Origin of the sequence: Pseudanabaena sp. UWO311, from assembly GCF_006937785.1 — a bacterium.
Lineage (GTDB): Bacteria > Cyanobacteriota > Cyanobacteriia > Pseudanabaenales > Pseudanabaenaceae > Pseudanabaena.
The window spans coordinates 43,448-65,305 of the sequence record NZ_SJEE01000019.1; the positions used below are offsets into that span (position 1 = coordinate 43,448).

At 40.7% G+C, this 21,858-nt stretch carries 28 protein-coding genes and 1 tRNA gene; 14 read left to right on the forward strand and 15 right to left on the reverse strand.

What is annotated here, in order from left to right:
- Positions 1-270: 270 nt before the first annotated feature.
- Positions 271-852, reverse strand: a complete 582-nt coding sequence (locus tag PseudUWO311_RS15085; RefSeq protein ID WP_142656072.1) for a hypothetical protein — start codon at positions 850-852, stop codon at positions 271-273.
- A gap of 407 nt (positions 853-1,259) precedes the next feature.
- On the opposite strand from PseudUWO311_RS15085, the gene PseudUWO311_RS15090 reads away from it, so the two are divergent.
- Positions 1,260-1,715, forward strand: coding sequence for a single-stranded DNA-binding protein (locus tag PseudUWO311_RS15090; protein WP_142656073.1), 456 nt, complete (start codon positions 1,260-1,262; stop codon positions 1,713-1,715).
- 43 nt (positions 1,716-1,758) lie between these two features.
- On the opposite strand, the gene PseudUWO311_RS15095 is transcribed toward PseudUWO311_RS15090, so the two are convergent.
- Positions 1,759-1,830 (reverse strand) — tRNA-Thr (locus tag PseudUWO311_RS15095).
- A gap of 275 nt (positions 1,831-2,105) precedes the next feature.
- Between PseudUWO311_RS15095 and PseudUWO311_RS15100 the strand changes: the two genes are divergently transcribed.
- The 8 genes from PseudUWO311_RS15100 to PseudUWO311_RS24055 all read left to right on the forward strand — a co-directional run bounded on the left by PseudUWO311_RS15100 (position 2,106) and on the right by PseudUWO311_RS24055 (position 6,516).
- A complete protein-coding gene (locus tag PseudUWO311_RS15100) occupies positions 2,106-3,791 on the forward strand; it encodes an alpha/beta hydrolase (protein ID WP_142656074.1) in 1,686 nt (561 codons plus the stop codon).
- Positions 3,792-4,033: 242 nt separating this feature from the next.
- The gene (locus PseudUWO311_RS15105) at positions 4,034-4,222 is read left to right on the forward strand and encodes a hypothetical protein (RefSeq protein WP_142656075.1); all 189 of its coding nucleotides are present in this window, start codon (positions 4,034-4,036) and stop codon (positions 4,220-4,222) included.
- 79 nt (positions 4,223-4,301) lie between these two features.
- Positions 4,302-4,622 carry a hypothetical protein gene (locus PseudUWO311_RS15110; RefSeq protein WP_223807595.1) on the forward strand — a complete coding sequence of 107 codons (321 nt, stop codon included), beginning with the start codon at positions 4,302-4,304 and terminating at the stop codon, positions 4,620-4,622.
- Between the two features lie 2 nt (positions 4,623-4,624).
- Positions 4,625-4,870, forward strand: coding sequence for a hypothetical protein (locus PseudUWO311_RS15115; RefSeq protein WP_142656077.1), 246 nt, complete (start codon positions 4,625-4,627; stop codon positions 4,868-4,870).
- An 89-nt stretch (positions 4,871-4,959) separates the two neighbouring features.
- Complete coding sequence (locus PseudUWO311_RS15120; protein ID WP_142656078.1) at positions 4,960-5,433, forward strand: hypothetical protein; 474 nt, start codon at positions 4,960-4,962, stop codon at positions 5,431-5,433.
- Between the two features lies 1 nt (position 5,434).
- Positions 5,435-5,950, forward strand: coding sequence for a hypothetical protein (locus PseudUWO311_RS15125; protein ID WP_142656079.1), 516 nt, complete (start codon positions 5,435-5,437; stop codon positions 5,948-5,950).
- 1 nt (position 5,951) lies between these two features.
- A complete protein-coding gene (locus tag PseudUWO311_RS15130) occupies positions 5,952-6,305 on the forward strand; it encodes a hypothetical protein (RefSeq protein ID WP_142656080.1) in 354 nt (117 codons plus the stop codon).
- Between the two features lie 70 nt (positions 6,306-6,375).
- Positions 6,376-6,516 (forward strand): hypothetical protein, encoded by a 141-nt coding sequence (locus PseudUWO311_RS24055; RefSeq protein WP_190303515.1) that lies wholly within the window; start codon positions 6,376-6,378, stop codon positions 6,514-6,516.
- A gap of 11 nt (positions 6,517-6,527) precedes the next feature.
- On the opposite strand, the gene PseudUWO311_RS15135 is transcribed toward PseudUWO311_RS24055, so the two are convergent.
- Entirely contained in the window at positions 6,528-7,460 is a 933-nt protein-coding gene (locus tag PseudUWO311_RS15135) for an IS1595 family transposase (protein ID WP_142656081.1), read from the reverse strand.
- 131 nt (positions 7,461-7,591) lie between these two features.
- Here PseudUWO311_RS15135 and PseudUWO311_RS24060 point away from each other — a divergent pair, with 131 nt between their 5' ends.
- Positions 7,592-7,804, forward strand: coding sequence for a hypothetical protein (locus PseudUWO311_RS24060; protein ID WP_190303516.1), 213 nt, complete (start codon positions 7,592-7,594; stop codon positions 7,802-7,804).
- On the forward strand, positions 7,770-8,507 hold the full coding sequence (locus PseudUWO311_RS15140; protein WP_190303517.1) for a P63C domain-containing protein: 738 nt from the start codon (positions 7,770-7,772) through the stop codon (positions 8,505-8,507). The genes PseudUWO311_RS24060 and PseudUWO311_RS15140 overlap by 35 nt, the downstream gene beginning before the upstream one ends.
- A gap of 122 nt (positions 8,508-8,629) precedes the next feature.
- Here the strand turns inward: PseudUWO311_RS15140 and PseudUWO311_RS15145 are convergent, their stop codons facing one another.
- Both PseudUWO311_RS15145 and PseudUWO311_RS15150 read right to left on the reverse strand, forming a co-directional pair.
- A complete protein-coding gene (locus PseudUWO311_RS15145) occupies positions 8,630-10,288 on the reverse strand; it encodes a tetratricopeptide repeat protein (RefSeq protein ID WP_142656083.1) in 1,659 nt (552 codons plus the stop codon).
- A 37-nt stretch (positions 10,289-10,325) separates the two neighbouring features.
- The gene (locus PseudUWO311_RS15150; RefSeq protein WP_223807596.1) at positions 10,326-10,727 is read right to left on the reverse strand and encodes a phasin family protein; all 402 of its coding nucleotides are present in this window, start codon (positions 10,725-10,727) and stop codon (positions 10,326-10,328) included.
- A 49-nt stretch (positions 10,728-10,776) separates the two neighbouring features.
- Between PseudUWO311_RS15150 and menE the strand changes: the two genes are divergently transcribed.
- Positions 10,777-12,267, forward strand: coding sequence for an o-succinylbenzoate--CoA ligase (menE, locus tag PseudUWO311_RS15155; RefSeq protein ID WP_142656084.1), 1,491 nt, complete (start codon positions 10,777-10,779; stop codon positions 12,265-12,267).
- 315 nt (positions 12,268-12,582) lie between these two features.
- On the opposite strand, the gene PseudUWO311_RS15165 is transcribed toward menE, so the two are convergent.
- Positions 12,583-14,004: a WGR domain-containing protein gene (locus PseudUWO311_RS15165; protein WP_142656085.1), complete on the reverse strand. Its 1,422-nt coding sequence runs from the start codon at positions 14,002-14,004 to the stop codon at positions 12,583-12,585.
- A gap of 253 nt (positions 14,005-14,257) precedes the next feature.
- Here PseudUWO311_RS15165 and PseudUWO311_RS15170 point away from each other — a divergent pair, with 253 nt between their 5' ends.
- Entirely contained in the window at positions 14,258-15,877 is a 1,620-nt protein-coding gene (locus PseudUWO311_RS15170; RefSeq protein WP_142656086.1) for a B12-binding domain-containing radical SAM protein, read from the forward strand.
- Positions 15,878-16,207: 330 nt separating this feature from the next.
- On the opposite strand, the gene PseudUWO311_RS15175 is transcribed toward PseudUWO311_RS15170, so the two are convergent.
- The 9 genes from PseudUWO311_RS15175 to PseudUWO311_RS24645 form a co-directional block, all read right to left on the reverse strand.
- Entirely contained in the window at positions 16,208-16,606 is a 399-nt protein-coding gene (locus PseudUWO311_RS15175) for a clan AA aspartic protease (RefSeq protein WP_142656087.1), read from the reverse strand.
- Positions 16,603-16,878: a hypothetical protein gene (locus tag PseudUWO311_RS15180; RefSeq protein WP_142656088.1), complete on the reverse strand. Its 276-nt coding sequence runs from the start codon at positions 16,876-16,878 to the stop codon at positions 16,603-16,605. Before PseudUWO311_RS15180 ends, PseudUWO311_RS15175 begins: the two co-directional genes overlap by 4 nt.
- Positions 16,879-17,163: 285 nt before the next feature.
- Entirely contained in the window at positions 17,164-17,385 is a 222-nt protein-coding gene (locus PseudUWO311_RS15185; protein ID WP_142656089.1) for a hypothetical protein, read from the reverse strand.
- Between the two features lie 99 nt (positions 17,386-17,484).
- Complete coding sequence (locus PseudUWO311_RS15190; protein WP_223807599.1) at positions 17,485-17,724, reverse strand: tautomerase family protein; 240 nt, start codon at positions 17,722-17,724, stop codon at positions 17,485-17,487.
- A 582-nt stretch (positions 17,725-18,306) separates the two neighbouring features.
- A complete protein-coding gene (locus tag PseudUWO311_RS24065; protein WP_190303518.1) occupies positions 18,307-18,450 on the reverse strand; it encodes a hypothetical protein in 144 nt (47 codons plus the stop codon).
- Between the two features lie 33 nt (positions 18,451-18,483).
- Entirely contained in the window at positions 18,484-19,743 is a 1,260-nt protein-coding gene (locus tag PseudUWO311_RS15195; protein ID WP_142656091.1) for a competence/damage-inducible protein A, read from the reverse strand.
- Between the two features lie 70 nt (positions 19,744-19,813).
- Positions 19,814-20,191: a KH domain-containing protein gene (locus tag PseudUWO311_RS15200; protein WP_142656092.1), complete on the reverse strand. Its 378-nt coding sequence runs from the start codon at positions 20,189-20,191 to the stop codon at positions 19,814-19,816.
- A gap of 38 nt (positions 20,192-20,229) precedes the next feature.
- Complete coding sequence (gene rpsP / locus PseudUWO311_RS15205; RefSeq protein WP_094532087.1) at positions 20,230-20,478, reverse strand: 30S ribosomal protein S16; 249 nt, start codon at positions 20,476-20,478, stop codon at positions 20,230-20,232.
- A 248-nt stretch (positions 20,479-20,726) separates the two neighbouring features.
- Positions 20,727-20,849, reverse strand: a complete 123-nt coding sequence (locus PseudUWO311_RS24645; RefSeq protein WP_263402962.1) for a hypothetical protein — start codon at positions 20,847-20,849, stop codon at positions 20,727-20,729.
- Positions 20,850-20,877: 28 nt separating this feature from the next.
- Here PseudUWO311_RS24645 and PseudUWO311_RS15210 point away from each other — a divergent pair, with 28 nt between their 5' ends.
- Positions 20,878-21,846 carry an aspartate carbamoyltransferase catalytic subunit gene (locus tag PseudUWO311_RS15210; RefSeq protein ID WP_103669530.1) on the forward strand — a complete coding sequence of 323 codons (969 nt, stop codon included), beginning with the start codon at positions 20,878-20,880 and terminating at the stop codon, positions 21,844-21,846.
- Positions 21,847-21,858: the final 12 nt, after the last annotated feature.

Here is a 21,858-nt window from a genome sequence, read left to right on the forward strand (position 1 = left end):
CATTTTATAGCTGTCGCCAAGTGTACTAATACCAAAACACAAAATGGCGTAGCCATTTTGTGTTTTTAAAACCCTTATGGGGTTTGGGTTTTAATTCACAGAAGTGTTGCCACACTTTTGTGAATTGGTATAAGACATGAAACCCAATTCTTTGATGGCGGCGCTCCGCGCCGCCATCAAAGAATTGGGTTTTGATTAGTCCAAAGACAAGTGACATTAGCTATAAAGATGCGATGAAGCGCTTCACACTACCTCCAATCTTGAATGAGTTTATTGTGGGGGCGTAGTAGGTTTGGCGATCGGACTAGGTGGCTGACGCATGGTGTTATTGTCGCCAGAACGGGGAGCGTTCTGCACAGAGTGCGTTTGCCAATCTCCAAAAAATCGATTTAATGTTGTAAAACCTAAGGCTGCTGCACCGCTCATGATCGCTAATAACACAATGATCGTTGTCAAAGTTTCCACACTCTCAGCGATGCCATAACGGGTGCGATAGGGATCGATTTTACAATTAGTGTCGCGATCGCGAGCAGTTATGGGACGGCGAAACCTTAATCGATGATCGTCCAGCTTTTCTAATAAAATCCAGCCTGCTTGGGACTCTTCGGTGCAGACTTTGTTCAATACCTTGCGCCCACGAAACCCGCCGCTACTGGTACGCAAGATTTTAAATTCCCAGCCCTTAGGCTGATCGCTAGATGTGTTGGACTCGTAGCGAGTAAGGTTTTCTTCTTCCACTTCTTCCCGCCGTCTATTACCTTGTTTTGCTCGAAATATTCTGTCGATAATCACGGACTGAATCCCAACATCGAGAATGATTGTACTGATGATGATTGCATTGACGGTCAGCATATGTGCGTGACTAATCCTAATAGCAGCATAGCAGCTTGATAATCAGCAAAAGTATACATGTTGATGCAGACTATTGCACTCAAGATTTTGCCTGAAATAACATACCTAGCTTTTTGGTAGTTTTAGATCAGAATTTTGGATGATTGCTTACTTCCTTTCCCGCCCAATAGTTAATGGTGCGGCGCGGAGCGCCGCACCATTAACTATTGGGCTTCACTGGCTATTTCTTAAACTAGGAAGGGGATAGCGAGTGCTAACTAAATAATTTGTGCAATTGAAAAGCCAAAACTGTGGTGAAGAGCTTTGCTCTTCACCACAGTTTTGGCTTTTATTTAATTTACGATCCTTTGCGATCGCGATATTATGATGATTAATAAAAATAAGCCGTAAGCTTTTGATACAAACCTATGAATTCTATTGTCCTAATGGCTGAAGTCCTGACCGATCCTGAGCTACGCCGCACTCCTGACAATCAAAGCTCGATCGCTTCATTTCTGGTTCAGTTTGCAGGTGGACGTGCTGAAGACTCTCCTTATCGGATCAAAGTTGTTGGCTGGAATAGTTTAGCCGATGAGATGGTTGAGAAATATCATAAGGGTGATCAAGTTGTCGTAGAAGGTCGGTTGCGTCTAGATACAGTTGATCGCGGTACTTACAAAGAAAAGCGTACAGAACTAATTGCTCAGCGTGTCCACAGTTTTGGAGTTGGTGGTAGTACAGCTAACAATGCTTCTGCTCCTGCACGCACAGAAAGAATTGCCAATAATCCTACTCCCGCTGCAAACGTTGTCCCAATGTCAACATATGTGCCTGTATCAGCACCCGCAGCCGATGCACCTGATTATGACGATATTCCATTTTAAAAAACAAGAGAGAGTGCAAGGCACTCTCTCTTGTTTTTTATTAAGCCGATGATGAGATTTGAACTCACGGCCTGCTGATTACGAATCAGCTGCACTACCCCTGTGCTACATCGGCAAGTTAGCTAATTTGGTCAAATACAAATTTTTTGCGATTGCTATTATAGCATCATCGCACATATTACATAATTCAGTATTGCCAAGGCAGCAATTCTCATTATAAAAATCATTTTTTTTGAAAGTCCGCCGTAGGCGGACTTTCAAAAAAAATGCATTTCCAGAGCCAAAATTGGTTTCATAATGAGAATTGCTGTTCTAGGGATAAGCGGCGCTTCGCGCCGCCTATTCTTAAGTGCCAGATAATTTTGTAAAATTAATATTTACTGGATTGTTATGGGGAGACTACGACTAAAGTTGATTGATCGCAGAGCGGTGATTGCATCCCTAGGTTTTGGAATTGTGATCGCCATTGGCAATATTTTTGCTAATCCAGTACCAGTGCATAGTGCTGAACAAATTCGCTTTTGGTATGCCCCTTTTGGTGAATTTACAATCTATGTTAGTGATTTAGAAAAATTTGCGAAAGAGGGGAAACTAACCAAGCGTTTAGAGTTCTATCTAGAAAGATTATCACCTCAACAACAAACTCAACTTCGTGAAGCTCTAACAACCCGCTATAGCCTCAGCCATACTACAGCAGCGCAATTTTCCTATTCTCCCATTGGCGAGATTTTATTACGGCGCTTAGGTAAGATTTTGCAGATGACTCCTGAGCTAAATGGGTTCTCGGCATTGCGAGCTTCGTTGATTCTTTCTGCACAAAGTGAGGAAGGGCTCAGCATTCTTAATCTATTGCGACGATATCCCGTCCCAGTTATCTATTTAGACTTATCTCGCGGACTTCAGGCTTATGCAGAAGTCTCACAATTGCTCTACAAAAAAGAACAAGCGATCGCCGCCATCGAAAAACAAGCAATGTCTGAATCTCAGAATCAGAACGAGAATAAAGCTCTAGTAAACCCTCAAAAAGAGCTACGGGTTGCGGGGGATGTAAAATGGACAAAAGAGCAATTTACCTATTTGCAACGCGATCGCAATGTCAAAATATCGGCTGATGTATATATACCCCAAGGATTAGCAACTCCAGCACCGCTAATTGTGATTTCCCATGGATTGGCTTCTAATCCTGATACTTTGCAATATTTATCGCAGCACCTTGCTTCTCATGGATTTGCTGTAGCCGCATTAGAGCATCCCAAAACAGGTAGTCGCGACTTTGCGGCGTTCCTATCTGGCTTCAGCAAAGCGCCCCAGACTGAAGAAGCAGTGCAACGCCCCTATGATGTGAAATATTTACTAGATGCATTGGCGCAAAAGGTTAAAACTGATCCCCAATGGCGCGATCGCTTCAACCCAGAGCAAGTAGGCTTAATAGGGCACTCACTCGGTGGCTATACTGTTTTGACTTTGGGAGGTGCTCAACTTAATTTCAATCAAATCAATAAAGAATGCAGTATTCCCGAACCCAATGTCTCTTCTTTTAATGTGTCTAAGATTCTCCAATGCCGCTTTAGTTCATTAGATGTAAATAATATTAATCTTAGAGATCGCCGAGTGAAAGCAATATTAGCTCTCAATCCGCTCGGTGGCAGTACGCTACTGGGTAAAGAAGGAATTCAAAATATCAAGATTCCTGTAGCGATTTTTGCTAGTGGAGATGACTTATTTACGCCTGCTGTTCCTGAACAGTTTTTCCCTTTTGTATGGTCAACTAGTCCCCATAAGTATCTAGTAACTTTTCCTAAAGGAACGCATTTCTCTTTTTTAGAAAGAAGCGATCGCGGAGTATTGGTAGTTCCAGCAACCATATTAGGTGAAAAGCCCGAATTTACACATCCCTATACAAAAGCGTTAAGCCTAGCTTTTTTTCAAACTCATCTCAATAACCGCCCTGAATTTGGGGCTTATCTCAATAATGCTTATGTGCAAGCGATCGCATCCCCTCGTTTTCCTGCCTCATTGACAACTAACTTCTCAGAAGCACAACTTTTGCAATCTCTGGACATGTCGTCAAAATAGTTTAGGGATTACACTTCAGAACTTAGAAACCATTTAAGAATTACGTTCTGAAGTCAAAAAATCTAAGAAATCACCCCTTTATAAAGGCGTTAATATACTTGACACACCAAGCTTAAAATTTTAGATATTTCTCGTAATTAGAAATTATTTTTTAATTCCCTATTGCATTTAATACCACTATCGTATATATTAGAGAGGTAAGGAAAACGCCTTACAAAATAAATACAAAAGGAGGTGATTAAATGAATGAATCCAAAAACAACGGCAAAGGTAACGGGAATGGACAAAAGGAATATAACCCTGAAGTCGAATTTGAATACCTAGATGCCGATGTTTGGGTCAAAAGTAGCGAAGCTGGCAAGAGCGTCGCTTATACCGAAGAGGTTCTAGAAGCCCTAGATGAAGATGAAGAATCCGAATCTGAAGACTAACCTCTAACTAACTCAATTTACCGCCCCTAGCTAGCAACTAGGGGTTTCTTCCTTTGTAGCTTAATAGGAGTATATCTTAATGCAAAGTATTGTTCACCCTCTACATTATTTAGTAGTAGAGAGGCAAGGAATAACTTGGTATTTTAAATTTGATGAATCTGAAGTTTTTTATAATTCACGCAATTGTCCTACTCCAAAGACAGTAGACGACTTATTTCATCGGTTTAGGCTAACTGCTTCAAAAGTCGTAGTTGAACTGTTTCGCTTGCACGGCGGTAAGTCTGGCTACTATCTGGCTAACTTGCGCGACAAAAAATATCACTACTGTGGTTCTAATTGGCAAGACGTTCAAGAAACCTTGCTAGATCTAGGTATTGGTAAGCGTGAGGTAGAGAGGTAGCTATGGCACGTCCAAAGAAAGAAAAGGCTTTTGCTAGCGCTTGCCCTCACACCGATCGCGTAGCTTACTCAAAAGGTATGTGTAAATCCTGTTATAACAAGTCAAAATTGACAGCTGAGGCGATCGCTAAGACTAATGCTAGTGATGCTGCAAGACTAGCCAAACAACGCTATGAGGAGGAAAATAGAGAAGAGCGCAATGTCCAGCGTAAGGAATACGCTAGGCGATCGCGCTCTTCTGAGGGTTAGGCGTATCGGGTGATTACTAGGATCGTTGTTGTGTTATAAGATATTGTATTTAAATTATTAATTAAGGAGATTTAAATCTAGAAATATATATGGATAATAATTTACAAATCAAGTTCTCTTGGGGTACATTCTGCCGCAGGGTAATTATAGATAAAGATACAGAAGAAGTATCTTTAATTGATATTATTCCAGCATTAAATGTGGAGCAAGTTTCCCAAATTAAGCTAGAAAATGACAACCAAAAGATTATTGCGTCTTTAGGACAAGTTTATGTAGCTGCTTTATTTGAAAAAGTAGATTGTTCAGACGATGAAATTAATGAAAAATTAAATATTGAATTATTGCAAACTGGATTGCCGTCCGTATCTATGCAGGTTGATATTCTAATAAAAAGTATAGAGTCTTCTACTTTTCTAAACCTTAATCTAGGGAATTTACTTTTGACTACTTCATTAGATATTTCTGAGTATAACTTTGAAGTTATTTACAGATTAAAAGAGCAAGAATTGGGAAGAGTTGTAATGCCAGTAAGAGTTAAATTTAAATTATTGGACAATAAATAATATGAATACTATTTTATCTGCTAATCAAAAAAACATATCTTATCTGCCGACTAACGCAAAACCTTCTTATAATAGTGGTAAATCCATTAAATTGTTTGTGGCTGTAAGTATGCCTAGTGTTGTTAGTAACTCCTCTAATATAAATAGTAGTTATCAAATAACTAAACAGCGTCTTCTTGATATTGATGATACAAGCTGTGAAGATAATGAAGACGACTGGGGTGCTACTCGTCCAACTCACTTTGCATGGCAAAAAAGCCTAGAGCTTCTACAGGAAATAGAAAAATATATGAAATCCAATTTCCCATTAGGATTTGCTAATTTGGCGAGTACTGGTGGTATTGATCTAATATGGAAAAATCGCAAAACAGAAAATGAAGTTATAGTATTTATCCCTTCAACAGAAAATGAAAATATATCCTTATATATTGGAGATTTATCAGACAAAAAAAGTAATCTTTGGATCAATCCTTCAATTCAAGTATTAGTTACAGTTTTGCAATTTTTATATCAATAATGTGATTAACCAAGAATTTCCCCCATTATCAGATGAGGAAAAAGTTTATCGTGCAATTGCTAGAAAGAAAGGATGGATAGATCCTGAAACAAATGATGTTACCTATGCAGCTTTCGAGTTGCGTCTTAGCAGAGACCCTCCAGAACTAAAACTTTCTGTTTTGATATCTCCTGAAAAGCCTTCTAATTTCACTACTTATGGATTTATTGAAATTCAAGTAAAAGATATTCGTGCTTTAGGTCTTGATGTAATTCGAGATTCTAAAACTCATTTAAGTATTATAGGAATACAACAAGATCTTAAAACCGCCACAGATACCGCAAGAAAATTAGCTAAAAAAGCAAAAGTTGTTTGAGTAGCTAATTATTATAGATGGGTTATAGAATATTTACTTTTAGATACACCTACAAAAGGCAGGGAAGGATATGGATAACCAAGATAAAAACTTAGATAAGCCATTATCTGAATTTAACAAATTTGCTGATTTTGCCAAAAAATTACTAGCAGTACCAAAGCCAGAAGTCCAAGCAAAGGCAATAAGAGTAGTTAAGCGCAAAACCAACTAAGGCATAAATTCTTAGTCGTTTTTACCAGTCAAGTTTTTATAAGTGAGTCTTTTACCACTCAAAGAGCTAGCAGCAAAAACAAATCTTTCGCCATCATTAGCTTTGCGATAGTTAAAGCGAAAGCATTGCTCATCTAAATAGCGGAATAAGTGAAAAGGTTCTACGCTGATGTAAGTACCCTTTAAAGCACGTTTCAGCAAGCTCCAAAAGTTCTCAATTCCATTGGTAGAAATATGACCATCTACATAAGCTTTAGCGTGGTCAATAATCATATGGATGTATTGCTCATCAGTTAGCAAATCATAGCCAGAATGAGCATCTGTATAGACGGTAGAGCCTGTTTCTACAACTTCCTTAACTTCTTCTGTTAATACTTCTCTTTTGGTGCTAGAGATAACTTTAGCTTTTACCTTGCGAGTAGTTCTATCTAAAACACCTAAAACGATAGTTTTGCCAGAAGTACCACGACCTCCAAGCTTAGCGCGTTTAGCTCTGTGCATAAATCTAGCTTTACCGCCTACATAGGTTTCATCAATTTCTACAGCACCAGACATCTTTTCAAAACTACCATTTTGCATCGCTAATCTAATTCTTGACAGTAGAAACCAAGCTGTTTTTTGAGTAATACCGATCGCTCTATGGATTTCATAGGAGCTAACACCATTCTTACAATTAGCGATCATCCAGATAGCGATTAACCACTTATCAAGCCCTAAAGGGCTATCTTCCATAACAGTACCAGTCTTAATAGAGAACTGCTTGCGACATTCTTTGTTTTTGCACTTCCAGATTTTACGAGTACAAGTATATCCAACTTCCTTAGAGCCGCAATGGGGGCAAGTAACACCATCAGACCAACGAAGATTAACAACAGTTTCAAAAGCTTTCTCTGGATCTGCAAAGTATAAAACTGCTTCTTGTAATGTTTGTGGTAATTCGCTCATTTAATTCTTTTAACCCCTCGTTTAATATAATTAATTATATACGATAGTGGTATTAAATACAATAAGTTTACATAGAAAAATCCTAAATTATTGCTAAAATTATCAAAATATTTTTTTTAGCGGTAAATCTAATGAAAAACAAAATTACGCATGAAGGTGAAATAAAGCTAGGTGATTTTTCAATTCCTTGCTATGTCCTTGAAGATGGTAAACGGGTTTTGTCTGGTAGAGGGATGCAATCAGCCTTGAAAATGGTTGATGAGACACCAGAAAACAAGAAAACGTCGGGGGCCAGATTTAGACCGATATTTGAATCAAAAAACGCTAGAACCCTTTATATATAAGGATAAAAAGGTAGACCACTTCAGCCCGATTGATTGCTATAAAGGTAATCAAAAAATCAATGGTTTTGAAGCTACGATCCTTATTGATATTTGTGATGCTTTTCTAGAAGCACGAAGAACTATTGAGCTTTCTTCTAGGCAGCAAATAATAGCCGATCAATGTGAAGTCCTTGTAATGGGATTTGCGAAACTAGGTTTGATAGCTCTTATTGATGAAGCTACAGGCTATCAATACGACAGGGAGAAAGATGAACTTCAAAGGTTGATCAATATCTACGTTGTTGAAGAGTTAAGACCATGGAGCCATACCTTTAAAGATACTTACTACAAAGAAATATTTCGATTGAGAGGATGGGATTTTACCGTATCAGGTATAAAAAAACGACCAGGAGTTGTTGGCACATGGACAACTAAGCTGATTTATGATCAGCTTCCAAAAGGAGTTGTAGATGAGCTGAAGAAAAAGACTCCTAAAAGTGAAAGTGGCAACTATACCGCAAGATTGCATCAAAGTTTAACGAGTGATATTGGAGAGCCTCATTTAAAATCCCAATTAGATTCCGTTATTACACTCATGGAAGCATCTGACACATGGGATGAATTTATAAAAAACTTCAACAAAGTTGTAGCAAGAAGGCAGGGATATCATCAGTTGGATTTAAAACTTGAATTAAAACCAGAAGATTTCCCAGAGGACAAGTAAAAACGAAAAAAGACTAAAATTTTAAGCTTGGTGTGTCAAGTATATTAACGCCTTTATAAAGGCGGCTGGGTGGATCTAGACAATTCTTAAATGGTTTCTTAGAAGCAATTCATGAATTGCTTCTAAGTTTTTTGGTTCATTAAAGCTTCCTTTGCGTCAAGCAGATTTTGTATTAATTCTGGTACATCTTGACGATCATCTAAATTCTTTTTAATCGTCAAAGCTTGCTGATAAGCATCGATTGCTTTTTGATATTGCTTAATTGCAAAAAAAGAATTACCTAGATTAGATAATAAACTAGCTTGACTTGCAAAATTTTTAAATTCTTTAAAGATAGATAGACTTTCTTGATAGCTAGCGATCGCCTGTTGATAATTATCTAGCGCGAAGTAAGAATTTCCTAGATTCCAGAGAATCGCTCCTGCACTCCTTCGATCACGCTTAATTTTTCCATAAATAGAAAGACTTTCTTGATAGTTATCAATTGCCTTCTGATAATTCTTACTATCATAGTAGGCATCACCTAAGCTCCAAAGTACATCTTCTTCAGTAAAGGAAACAGATTTAACATTATCTCTATTATTCTTATTGTATAGTTTTGCAATGGCTAAAGAGCGGGTATAGTAATCAATTGCTAGTGGATACTGCTTTAATTCGCCATAGGATCGAGCAATATCTTTAAACAAATAATATAGTCCGAGATTTTCTGAATGGATAGCTGTCTCTAAAACTGGCGACTCAAATTTTAAAGCTTGAAAATAAAAATCAATTGCTTTTTGATATTGTCCCAATTCATGATAGGTATTACCTAAACTAGCGATTGTTCCCTTTTGTAAATCGCGATCATTAGTTTGTTGTGCGATCAATAATGTTTGTTGATAGTATTTGATTACTTGCTCTTTACTAATTACATCTTCATAGCTGCTAGACAAAAAATGTAAAAGCTTAATTGTATTTGGGACATCCTTAATCTGAGAGAAAACATCTAAAGATTTTTGACAGTAGTTAATCGATTTTTGCCACATTTCTATCTTGCTCAGAGATAGTTTATCGATATAACTTGAGTCATCTTTATGATACAAACTACAGAGTTCCTTTAATACAGATGCTTCTAATTGATGATCGCTAGTTTTTTTAGCGATCACTAAAGATTGCTGATATAAGTCTAAGACTTTTTGAAAATACGATCCGTTACTATGAGTAACACCAAGATATTTAAGAACTCTACCTTCTAATGGAAGATCGCCAATTTTTTTAGCGATCGCTAAAGCTTGCTCGTAATATTTTATTGCTCGATCATAAAAACTCGTTCTATCAACATGACGACCTAATCCAATTAAAGCTTCAGCTTCTAGTTTTGGATTACCAATTTTTTTAGCGATCGCTAGAGCTTGCTTGAAATGGTTTTCTCTCTCTGTAAAACCAAAACCCTCAAAATAAACAGGCTTATACCTATACAAACCTATTTCCAATGCATCCTGATTATAGTAAGCCGTGCTCATTCCATTCAGAGACTCAGCTTCCCCCTGAAGATCTCCCACCTGCCGATAAATCTTTAAAGCCTTTTGATAGGCTTTAAAGGCTTCCAGATTTTGACTAACCTCAAGATTTTGCTTCGCTTGCTTGAGTAAGTTATCTGCCAGAGATTTCTGATCTTGAATTGTTGCTACTGATTGCGCCCATGCTGCACTTTTGCTCTCAAGAATTAGCATGGATGTACTCGGTAAAGAAACCAACAGTAGCAATGAAAATGCGATCGGCGAAGTTAAATTTTTATACATAGCAATTTGTTTGTTTCTAGGCTAAAAAAATGAGATTTTATTTCTGTAACCTTTTGAGTTCATCTTGTAAGGCTTGAACTTTGCTTTTGAGAGAATCCACATCGCTTACAGTTTGATTAGAATCACCATCTTCCTCATCATCAATTGAGATTGTGCGTGGGGCATCTTTGCTGCTAGGATTTGGAGCACTCTCCCCAATCGGCTTTTGAGAGTTACGGACTAGGTCATCTACAAACTTTTTCGCTTCTTCGGTTGTCATCTCGCCACGTTCAACTAGGTCGTCAGCTAATTTACTAGCCTGTGTGCGAAGTTCACCGAGAGTCTCACCAGCCTTTTCACCTGCGACAGTCGCCAAGCCTAGACCTAGATAAAATGCTTTTTGGACGATGCCACCAAATGGATTCATTGCCATTACTCCATAAAATTTTATGATAGTCATTATGGAGATTGCAAAGCAATCTCCATAATGACTATCATATCTCGATATTATGAAATTTCCCAACTGGCTATCACAACGAGCGGTGCAAAAGAAAGATGCGATCGCGCTCATCTTTAGAGCGCCTTTTGATCAAGAAGTAGAACGCTGGACATATGCGGAATTGGAAGCCAAGGTTAATCGCTGGGTAGAACACTTGCAAACATTGGGGATAAAATCTGGCGATCTCATTGGATTGTTACTTACCAATCATCCGAGATATATCATACTTGTTCATGCATTAGTGAAGTGTGAAGCGATCGCAGTTTTCCTCAATATTCGCCTCACTACTGAAGAATTGCGTTGGCAGATAGAAGATAGTCAAGCTAAATATTTGCTTTGTGATGAGCTTACTAAATCAACTGTAAACAATCTGGATAAACAAATCGATCGTTTAATCATTTCTGAAATATCTAGTTTTTCTCTGCTAAATTTTCAATTAAATGGCTGTAAACCTTGCAGCGAAAGTATAGATCTGGAAAATACACAGGGTATTTTCTATACATCGGGAACAACGGGTAAGCCCAAGGGAGTTCCCTTAACTTATAACAATCATTTCCATAGCGCGATCGCATCGGCGTTAAATTTAGGTATAGAGCCAAATGATAATTGGTTGCTCTGTATGCCATTGTTTCATGTAGGCGGATTGGCGATCGCATGGCGAAGTGTGATTAATGGAACGACGATTACGCTTTTACCAAAATTTGATGAGCAGGAAGTTTTAGATGCGATCGCCATTGAGAAAGTGACAATCATTTCTCTGGTACCAACGATGCTGAGCCGTTTGCTGACACATCCCCAATGGCAAAGCCTTCAGAAATTACGTGTGATTTTATTGGGTGGCGCACCAGCGAGTCCAGAACTAGTTGAACAATGCCTGCAATTGAATTTACCAATAAGTCCTACCTATGGCATGACTGAAACAGCTTCGCAAATAACTACGCTTTCATCCCATGAAGTACCTCAAAAAAGAGGATCATCGGGCTTACCACTTTTTGGCAATCGACTGCGGATTGTCGATGATCAACAGCAAGATCTTGATGTTGGTGTGATCGGGCAAATTCTCATTCAAGGTGCAAGCGTGATGAATGGTTATCTCAATCAGCCGAATGATTCTATTCAAGATGGTTGGCTGCATACAGGTGATTTAGGCTATCTCGATCGCGATGGCTATCTCTATGTGGTCAGTCGTCGTTCTGATTTGATTATTAGTGGTGGTGAAAATATTTATCCGACGGAAATTGAGGCGATTTTACTAGAACATCCTGCGATCGCAGAGGTTTGTGTTGTAGGCATATGCGATCGCGAATGGGGGGAAACAGTTACAGCCATAATCGTGAGTAATGTGCAATTATCACTAACAGAAATTAGAAGCTTTTGTGAGCAAAAATCTTTAGCACGATATAAATTACCCAAGTCTATATATATTTGGGAGTCTTTGCCCAAAACTGCTTCTGGCAAATTATTGCGTCAAGAAATTCGAGATCGCCTAGAGCCTGCATAAAATCCACAAATTATAGCGATGCGCTACAATGATCAACTCGACAGCCTGATTGTCAAATTTATGGCTAATACTTGTCATATTAAAACCCAATTCTTGGGTGGCGGCGCTTAGCGCCGCCACCCAAGAATTGGGTTTTATGTCCTAGTACACTTGGCGACAGCTATAAAAGAACACAAAGTACCACCAAAGATGTTCTTGAAACAAAACATCGTCGTTTCCATTAAAGATCGTCGATGAGAAGCTGAGCCACGGTTCCATTCTTTACGCCAATTCGGTAGTGCGATAAAGTTCATTAGTACAAATTACTATGTGTGGTTAAACTAGCTTTTTGATATCGCCAAAGGTGCGATAAAAGCTGCCGTTGGAAGATTCGCGAATTTCGTCAACGAGGTAACGTGCGCCAGCTTCGCGAATATCTTTAGGGAATTGCACCTTCCAATTTTGGTCATAGCCATCAGAGATGACTCGAATTCTTAACTTGCTTCCTTCTTGGAAACATTCTAACAATACACCACGGCTACTATCTGAAGTAGTTTCCAATGTCGTAGATGGTAAAATGTCCTCTAATTTCGGAGACTTGATATTAACGGCTTGAGTGAATGTCCCTGCTTGAGCAGCTTGAATTGCAGATTCACTAGCATCAATACAAGCAAAAGAGCCGTCAGTTGTGACGATGTATAACCTCCCATTAAAGAACTGCATTGAATAAGCAGAGCCGCAACCAGTTCCCAATTTCCAGAGGCGATCGCCATTACGATTAAAACAATAGATCGAAGAACAGTTATCACCAGCAAATACATACTCACCATCGCCTGCGGTAGCACAGGAATAGATGGCAGCATCACATTGATAGGCAGTGCCGATTTCGCCTTTTTTGGTGAAGCTTTGGACTAACTTGTTATAAGTACCAACATAAATCATGGACTCCTCTTGCCAACCAAATAGGACATCGCCTTGGGTGGGCTGATTCCAGATCACTTGTCCATCTTCCCAGTCATACATCGTTACGCCTTGACTATGCCCGTGATAGATGCCAATCTCATCGCAACGCACCATCCAGCCAGCATTGCCACTGCTGCGCTTTGTCCATTTCGATTCATCCTCATGATTGATCGTGGTAATTCCGCCATCTCGATCTGAGACCCCTAAAATACCATCGCTAATATCCAGCCAAAAAATATCAACATCACGCGCAATCTCATAGGCAACACGCGGCACTTTTCCACCCAAATCATAGACCTTGCCGTCATCACATCCCGCATATAGCCAATCGCGATCGCTAACAATACACTTCACGCCATCAGGTAGTTTGAACTGATTCGTAACTTGACCATCGTGAGTGAGAGTATAGATCCGCCCATCTTGATTACCAACCCAGCAGCCCATTTCATCGACAGAGACACCAAAGGCAGATGCACCAGTGGCAAACTTCCAGATGACTGGCGACTGTTTAGAAGTTGATTTGGTACTGGTAATTTGTCGGCGAGTAACAGATCTTTTCTGGCGCTCGCCCATTACAGCTAGGGCATAACCTTTACGCTTCTTTTCGTTGATTTTTTTGGTGGCATCAGCTAGAGCTTTCTCAGGTGTATCAAAGGTAGAGACTTTAGTTTGTCCGCGATCGCCAATGCGACCATAACGAATCGATACATTTGCATCATTCACAATTACTTCATAAAACTTGTGAGAACCACTATCTCCTTCAGATAGCTCTAAATATGTTGTTTGTTCAGACATAAGAAATCCATTGGCAGTTTTATAAAATATAACTCTAGCAGCCTGTCGGGGAAACCCCAAATTGCTCCTAACTCTTAGCTAGTAGGGTGTGTTAGCGTCAGCGTAACGCACCCAATAACCGCAGGTGTGTTAGCGATAGCGTAACGCACCCTACCAAAGAGTTGAAGCAGAGAGGTGCGGCACACCTCTCTGCTTCGTTTTGAGTCCATTTAGATATGGCATAATAGCGATATTGCGATATATTCCCGAAACGTTGAACCAATCCTACTTTCAGTCCGAACATTTACTCTTTGACCCAGCCACACCAGATCACGATGCAGTAAATATTGTCTTTGCTTTTCCCAATACCTACACCGTGGGAATTACGAGCTTAGGCTATCAAGGTGTATGGGCAAATTTGGCTACGCGATCGCAGATCAACGTGAGCCGATGGTTTACCGATGCCCATGAGGACTTACCACGGAAGATTGAAATATTAGGATTTTCGTTTTCATGGGAACTAGATTATGTCAATATTCTTGCCGCTTTAAAAAAATTTGAGATTCCCATCGATACCTGCGATCGCACTGATGATCATCCATTAATATTCGGCGGGGGACCAGTTCTCACCGCCAATCCAGAACCATTCGCAGCGTGGTTTGATATCGTGCTACTTGGTGATGGCGAAGAATTGATTGGGAACTTCTTAAATGCTTATCAAGAAGTTCGCCATGCTACTCGTGAAGTGAAATTGCGCCATTTAGCGAAATTAGATGGAATTTACGTTCCGTTATTGTATGAAGTAACCTATGAGTCCAATGATGGAGCGATCGCTTCCATTCAACCCATCGATCCTGAAATTCCTGCCACAATTCACAAACAAACTTATAAGGGGAACACCCTCTCCGCTTCTACAGTTGTTACAGAGAAAGCTGCTTGGGAAAGCATCTTTATGGTGGAAGTAGTGCGGAGTTGTCCTGAGATGTGTCGCTTCTGTTTAGCAAGCTATTTAACACTTCCCTTTAGAACCGCTAGTTTAGAGTCAAGTCTGATACCTGCGATCGCAAAAGGATTAGCGGTAACTAAACGCCTAGGCTTACTTGGGGCATCGATTACCCAACATCCTGAATTTGATTTATTGCTAGATCATCTCGCTCAGCCTCAATTTGATGATGTGCGGCTCAGCCTTGCCTCAGTCCGCACCAATACCCTAACGGAAAAATTAGCCCGAATCCTCTCTACCCGTGATAGTCGCTCTGTTACGATTGCGATCGAGAGTGGTTCTGAACGTTTGCGCGAAATCATTAATAAGAAGTTACATAATGATGAAATCAAGCAAGCGGCGGTCAATGCTCAAGCTGGTGGTTTGAAATCTCTAAAGCTTTACGGCATGGCAGGCGTGCCCATGGAAAATGATGACGATATCGAACAAACTATCGAGATGCTAATTTCTCTCCGCAAAATTGCACCAAAGCTGAAGCTTACTTTTGGTTGTAGTACGTTTGTGCCTAAATCTCATACGCCTTGGCAATGGCAGGGTGTCAGCACGACTGCCGAAAAGAAAATGCAATATTTCCGTAAAAAGCTACTTCCTAAAGGGATTGATTTTCGCCCTGAAAGTTATAAAGACTCGATTGTGCAAGGGCTAATTTCCAGAGGCGATCGCCGTCTAACCAAGTTATTGCGTCTAGCTTGCAGCTATAGTGATGGCAATGTTCCTAGTGATGGTTCCTATAAACGTGCTTTTAAGGAATTGCGTGGACAGTTACCGACTCTAGCTTGGTATGTCCATGAAGATTGGGATGTCAATCAAGTTCTACCTTGGCAACATCTTCGCAGCGCTTTGCCTGTAGAGACATTAATCAAACATCGCGAAACTTCTCTGGCTTTTTAATAACTGATGTTACGTGGAAGGAATTCCTGCAATGTTGAAGGATCTGGGCTGGCACGGAGGCACAGCCCCTACAAAAAATTTAAATTATTCAGGTAGGGGCAATCCCCCCGTGGTTGCCCTGCTGTGCTAGCAGCAAGAAATTCATGCCCTGAGTTCCACGTAACACCAGTTAATAACTAAAAAGGTAATGACCAAAAAGCGGATGATAGCCGAATAGATAAAGAAAACTTTTCTCATGCCTTCAGTTAATGTCTAACGCTGAAGTTGAGCCGCCACAATCAAACTTTAGCGTTTAAAGATCACTGTTTAGTAGTCGGATCCAACGCAGTGTTAGACTGCTTTTGGTTGGTTAACAACGAGGTGTGACAAGTCTGTGATTACCACCAATCCACCCTCAATTGTATCTACTTGCAGTCTATACCCCCGAAGCATACTCATCCCAATTAGTGGATCTGTTTCTGCTGAATTTACTTCAATTTCTTGAGATTTGCCGTCCCAAATAGCTACTGCATCATAAATATCAAATAGAACTTCACTTCCATCTCCTAATGTTCCACGATCGCGATAGCTCCACGGCAGACCAAGCTCAGTAATAATGTCGTTGGGAAGACTCAGGAACCCAGTAAATCCTGTATCAATAACAGCATTAATGGATTTTAGTTTTGCATTGTGACGAACGACTACAAGAATCGTGGCTTCACAATTCTTATTGACGTAGCCTTGCATCATATCTTTTCTTTCAAGCTCCGCGCACCGAAACGATGAACAGCGCGATAACCGATTCGGACTACCCAAGTTTGGGAATCGGGCAAACGCTCTCGAAGACGACGAGTAGCGGTCATCGTATCATTGGCAATTTCAAACGCGCCTGTCTCAATATCAATAGCAACTATTTTGCCATGATTATTTGCTTCGACTTGTGGACGAATTTGCGTTTGATAAATAAGATCGCCACGTTGGGCAAACTCTTCTTTGCTATAGCGTGGTTGACGGACTGCCATGATTGCGAATTTTCCTAGATCATTGCCTTGTCTAGCATTATAGCTGACCAGAAATCGCTATGAATAGATTGCTTTTGTTAAAGCAAAAATAGGGTGCGTTACATTTCATTAACGCACCTACAAGATCGGCGATCACTAAACGATCTGCGATCGCACTTTATTAAATCGCAAATCCCTAACTACATAGACTGTAATAGGGAACAGGATAACTGACTGTCATCCAAGATTCCATCCATCAAGTAAAAGGCAAACTGTCTTAGCATCTCGATCGCTGAGTGAGTCAATCTATTTATCTACGTCTTCCCATGCTTCTCCTGCGATCGCCATATCACTTCTACGCAACGCTGACGCAATAGGGGAAAGCAAGTCAACGGCAACGGTTGCATTTATACCTTGTCTCCTAAGATAGTTCTTGAGCCTTGTCTTGTAAGTGGCTTTGTTTACAATTTCTACAATCTTTCCTATAACTGGAATTCTTCTCCAAAAATTAGACAGAATCTTCCTCAAAACAACTAGCAAAAAAGCTGAATGGAGGGAAAATAACGTCAAAAGTGAGCCGAGACCATGCTTGGCACGGTCTCGGCTCTACTGACTTGTTCGGCTCCGTCATTTTTTGTTGTTCTGGGTTTTTCGGTAATCGTCTGTAAGCATTCCGGCATATCCCCAATTCTCGTCTTCGACTTCATCGATTACGATATGAATATGCTCTGGCTTCTTTCCTAAATGATTCACAAGCGAAGCCGTAAATTCTTCCACTATTTTCTTTTTTTGATCTCTCGTCGCACCCTTTGTGATCTGTAAATTGATGTATGGCATAGCCGTGGTTTTGTTTTTTTTACGTTTGATTTGAACCGCATTAGCTACGTTAAGCGGTTAACTAGAAGCCGTTTCATGTCGGTTCCAAGGACTTGTTCTATCTGCCGCATTTCGTGATTTTATCATATTTAAGCGGCGATACAACTATCTATTAGACGGAATTTTTCTGGCTAATCTGAACTATAGGGTATATAGGCTGAAAGTCAAGTTTCTACTTATGCACCCTATACGGGATGATACACAGAAAAATTCTGACTAAGATCTCATTTTGGGATGATTAGGCAGAATTTTTATGGCTAATCGCCTATTTGGTTTGTTAGCCCGACAATATCATGTATTATTTAGCTATATAAACCTGAACCACTGAATATAAAAATACGCAAGTTGAGCCACAACCACGCAAATTTTTAGATCTGATCCCAGACTTAGTTAGAGAGATTATTTTACTCTTTGGCTTTGGTTGCGATCGCCCCAACAATCTATCTGCTGTGCCAAAAAATTAATTTACCTAAAATAAAAGGGATAGTGATTTGCACTACCCCTTTTATTTTAGGTAAATCGTCAAACGCTCCCCCCACAAAATATAAGACCCGCAAAGCGAGTCTTATAACCTTAATAGCGACTAACGCGCCGAGAGTTATTTCTTACTGGTATAGGAATTAACTCAGGCTGGGGCTGATTTTGTCCCAAAAGGGCTTCCAGAACGCGATTTAGAATTTCGCCGATCTCTTTCAGTGCTTTCTTGATCGCTTTCACTATAATTGGCTCCCTATCATCGTCTAGGTTTATTTACTTAATCATAACAAATCTTTTCCTAAACAAATCTAAAGCTGACATTACAGTTGCCTTTCTAATCCAATTTCTACCTCTAGAGGGACTAAAACGCAACTCGATCGCCTCGACTTTGCCATCTGGATGCGCGATCCCAACATAAATCAAGCCAACAGGTTTAGTCTCAGTGCCACCATTTGGTCCCGCGATCCCCGTAATACTAATCCCCCAATCCGATTTGAGTTTTGTTTTGATCCCGATCGCCATTTGTTCAGCAACGATCGCACTGACCGCCCCATGCTGATCAAGAACTTGGCGATCGACACCTAATAAATTAACTTTGACATCATTGCTATAACTAATTACGCCACCAAGGAAATAGCTAGAACTTCCAGAAACCTCAGTTAAAGCTTCACCTAACCATCCGCCCGTGCAGGATTCAGCAACTGCAAGAGTTTGCCCACACCCTTGCAAAAGTCTACCAGCTACACTCGCAAGCGTATCCTCATCAGTGCCATAGCAAAACTCGCCCGTGAGTTCACGAATCTCGGCTTCGACAGGAGCGATTAAGGCGATCGCCTCTTCTTGAGTATTAGCCCTTGCAGTGATCCGTAGTCTTGCTTGTCCATAATTGGCATAGGGGGCTACAGTTGGATTCTTAAGATCAAATAAGTGATTGACTTTCGTTGCAAGAGCAGATTCAGCTATACCCCAGTACAGCAAAACCTTAGAGTGAAATGTACCTTGTCCATAGTTTCGGGATAGCAGCAATGGTGCAGCAGTTTGCTCCCACATGGGATGCATCTCGCTAGGCACACCAGGAAAAGTAAGGATCAATAAATTGGGCTGTGGTTCCCAGATCATCCCTGGAGCAGTCCCAACGGGATTATGTAATATTTCTGCACCCTTGGGCAGTAGCGCTTGTTTGCGATTATTAGGTGTGAGAGTCCGTCCAGTTTGCGCCGCCATCTGCTGGATGCGCTCCCAAATTTCGGGACGTTCTTCGAGGGGTGTATTGAAAAAATTGGCGATCGCTTCGGTAGTGAGATCGTCGGGTGTGGGGCCAAGTCCACCAGTAGTGATGATTAAGTTAGAGCGACTAGCCGCAATTTCTAAAGCTTGATGAATGCGATCGGGGTTGTCACCAACAACAGTTTGATAAAAATGTGGCACTCCCAACAAGGCAAGTTGCTGCGCTAAATACTGAGCATTACTATTGAGAATCTCGCCCAACAATAATTCTGTGCCAATACAAAGGATCTCCGCGCCAACATTCATATATTTGCTCTCACTGGATTTACAAAAATAAAAGGGGTGCAACGCACCCCCAATATTTTAGTTATTGATTTTAATTAACGATTTCCCGTCGCTTCGGTTTTTCGACATTGATCCGAGGACGCTCAACTTGTATTTGTTGTCGTTCGGGATCTGAATACTCTGCATTTCGGTCTTGATAATCGTCAGAATTTGAGTTGGGGTTTGGGTCAAAAACTTCAAATCTGGCGCTATGTCCAGCTTCTTCAGCGGCAGTCATCACCACAGTCCGAACTGCTTGAATCGTCCGTCCCCCTTTACCAAAAATTCGCCCCCGATCTTCTGGATCGAAAGCAACTCTGATCCAGACGCGATCGTTTTTGCTATTTGACTCAAAATCTACCCGCAGCGCGTCTGGATGAGCTAATAATGGCTTCAGCAAAAAACTAATTAAGGCGTTATAGTCTGGCACAAGTTTAGATTTGCACGAATTTAGAATTAATTCAAAAATTAAGCAGTAACGAGATCGAATACTTTTGCTTTTTCGAGGATGCGACGCACTGTGTCAGTAGGTTGAGCGCCTTGCTTGATGCGAAGAACGATCGCTGGTACATCGAGTTGGGTTTCTTTGGTGCGTGGGTTATAGAAACCGAGTTCAGCAAGGGGACGACCATCGCGACGGCTGGTGCTGTTTACGGCAACGATGCGATAGCTGGCTTCAAATTTCTTGCCAAATCGCTTTAATCTCAACTTCATCATTGGTTTATGGCTCTAGTTTCTTTGGTTGATCTAGTTCAATACTATTTGGATATTTTAGCAGGCTTATCAATATAGCATTATTTTAAGTACTTCAGCATAATTAAAAAACTAGAGTCAAAATCTGTACCGCCTGCTGCGCGGGCGGTACAGATTTTGGGATCTTATATTTAATTGAGCCTAGCTACTTAGGGTTTAAATCGTAGATAATAAGAGCGTCATCTATGATTTAAAACCGTGCCATTTTTTCGTCAATACATTGCACCGTTCATCATCTTTGCAATCTTTTTGTTTACTCTAGTTCTGGTTAGCTCTCGTGCTTTCTTGCCAGACGACATGGTTGCCCCAGCCCCCATCGGCGTACTTTCGGGCATATCTCTTATCTCCTAGCTTTAAAGCATCATGACTGAACTTACTTGGCAGCGACGACATGTGATCTCGTTAGCCGATTTTACGCCGAATGATTATGAAACGGTCTTACAAACTGCCGTTAGCTTCTTAGAAGTGCTGTCACGACGCAATAAAAAAGTGCCAACCTTGCAGAGCAAAGTTGTCGCTAATTTGTTTTTTGAATCTTCAACTCGAACTCGCAATAGTTTTGAGCTTGCCGCCAAGCGACTCTCAGCCGACACCTTAAATTTTGCCCCTGGGACATCTGCACTCACCAAGGGCGAAACAATCCTCGATACAGCAAGAACTTTTTTGGCGATGGGGACAGATATTATGGTGATTCGTCATCAGTCGGCAGGTGTACCTTTAGCGATCGCCCGCGATATGGATGCCCTCAGTGGCAAAGTGGCAATCCTCAATGCTGGTGATGGCAAGCATGAACATCCATCCCAAGCATTGCTCGATCTGTTAACCCTCTGCATGTATCTCAATCCCAAAGCGCCCACGGCTAAAGATTTAAAGGGTAAAAAAGTCGCGATCGTTGGCGATATTTTGCATTCACGGGTAGCGCGATCGAATCTCTGGAGTTTGCTTACAAATGGCGCAGATGTACATCTTGCCGCACCACCAACATTATTGCCACCAGAATTTGCCGAATATGGCGCAAAAATTCATTATTCCCTTGAGCCAGCCCTTGAGGATGCTGATTTTGTGATGACTTTGCGCTTGCAAATGGAGCGCATGGGACAATTCCTAATTCCTAGTTTGCGCGAATATCATGCAAGGTATGGTATAACTCGCGATCGCCTTGCCAAATGTGCTCCCAATGTCCAAGTTTTGCATCCTGGCCCCGTTAATCGTGGTGTAGAGATTAGCTCTGACTTGATGGATGATCCCCGCCTGAGCCTAATCGATAAACAGGTAACTAATGGTGTCGCCATCAGGATGAGCTTGTTGTATTTACTTGGCACAGCAATTTAGTCATGAAAGCAT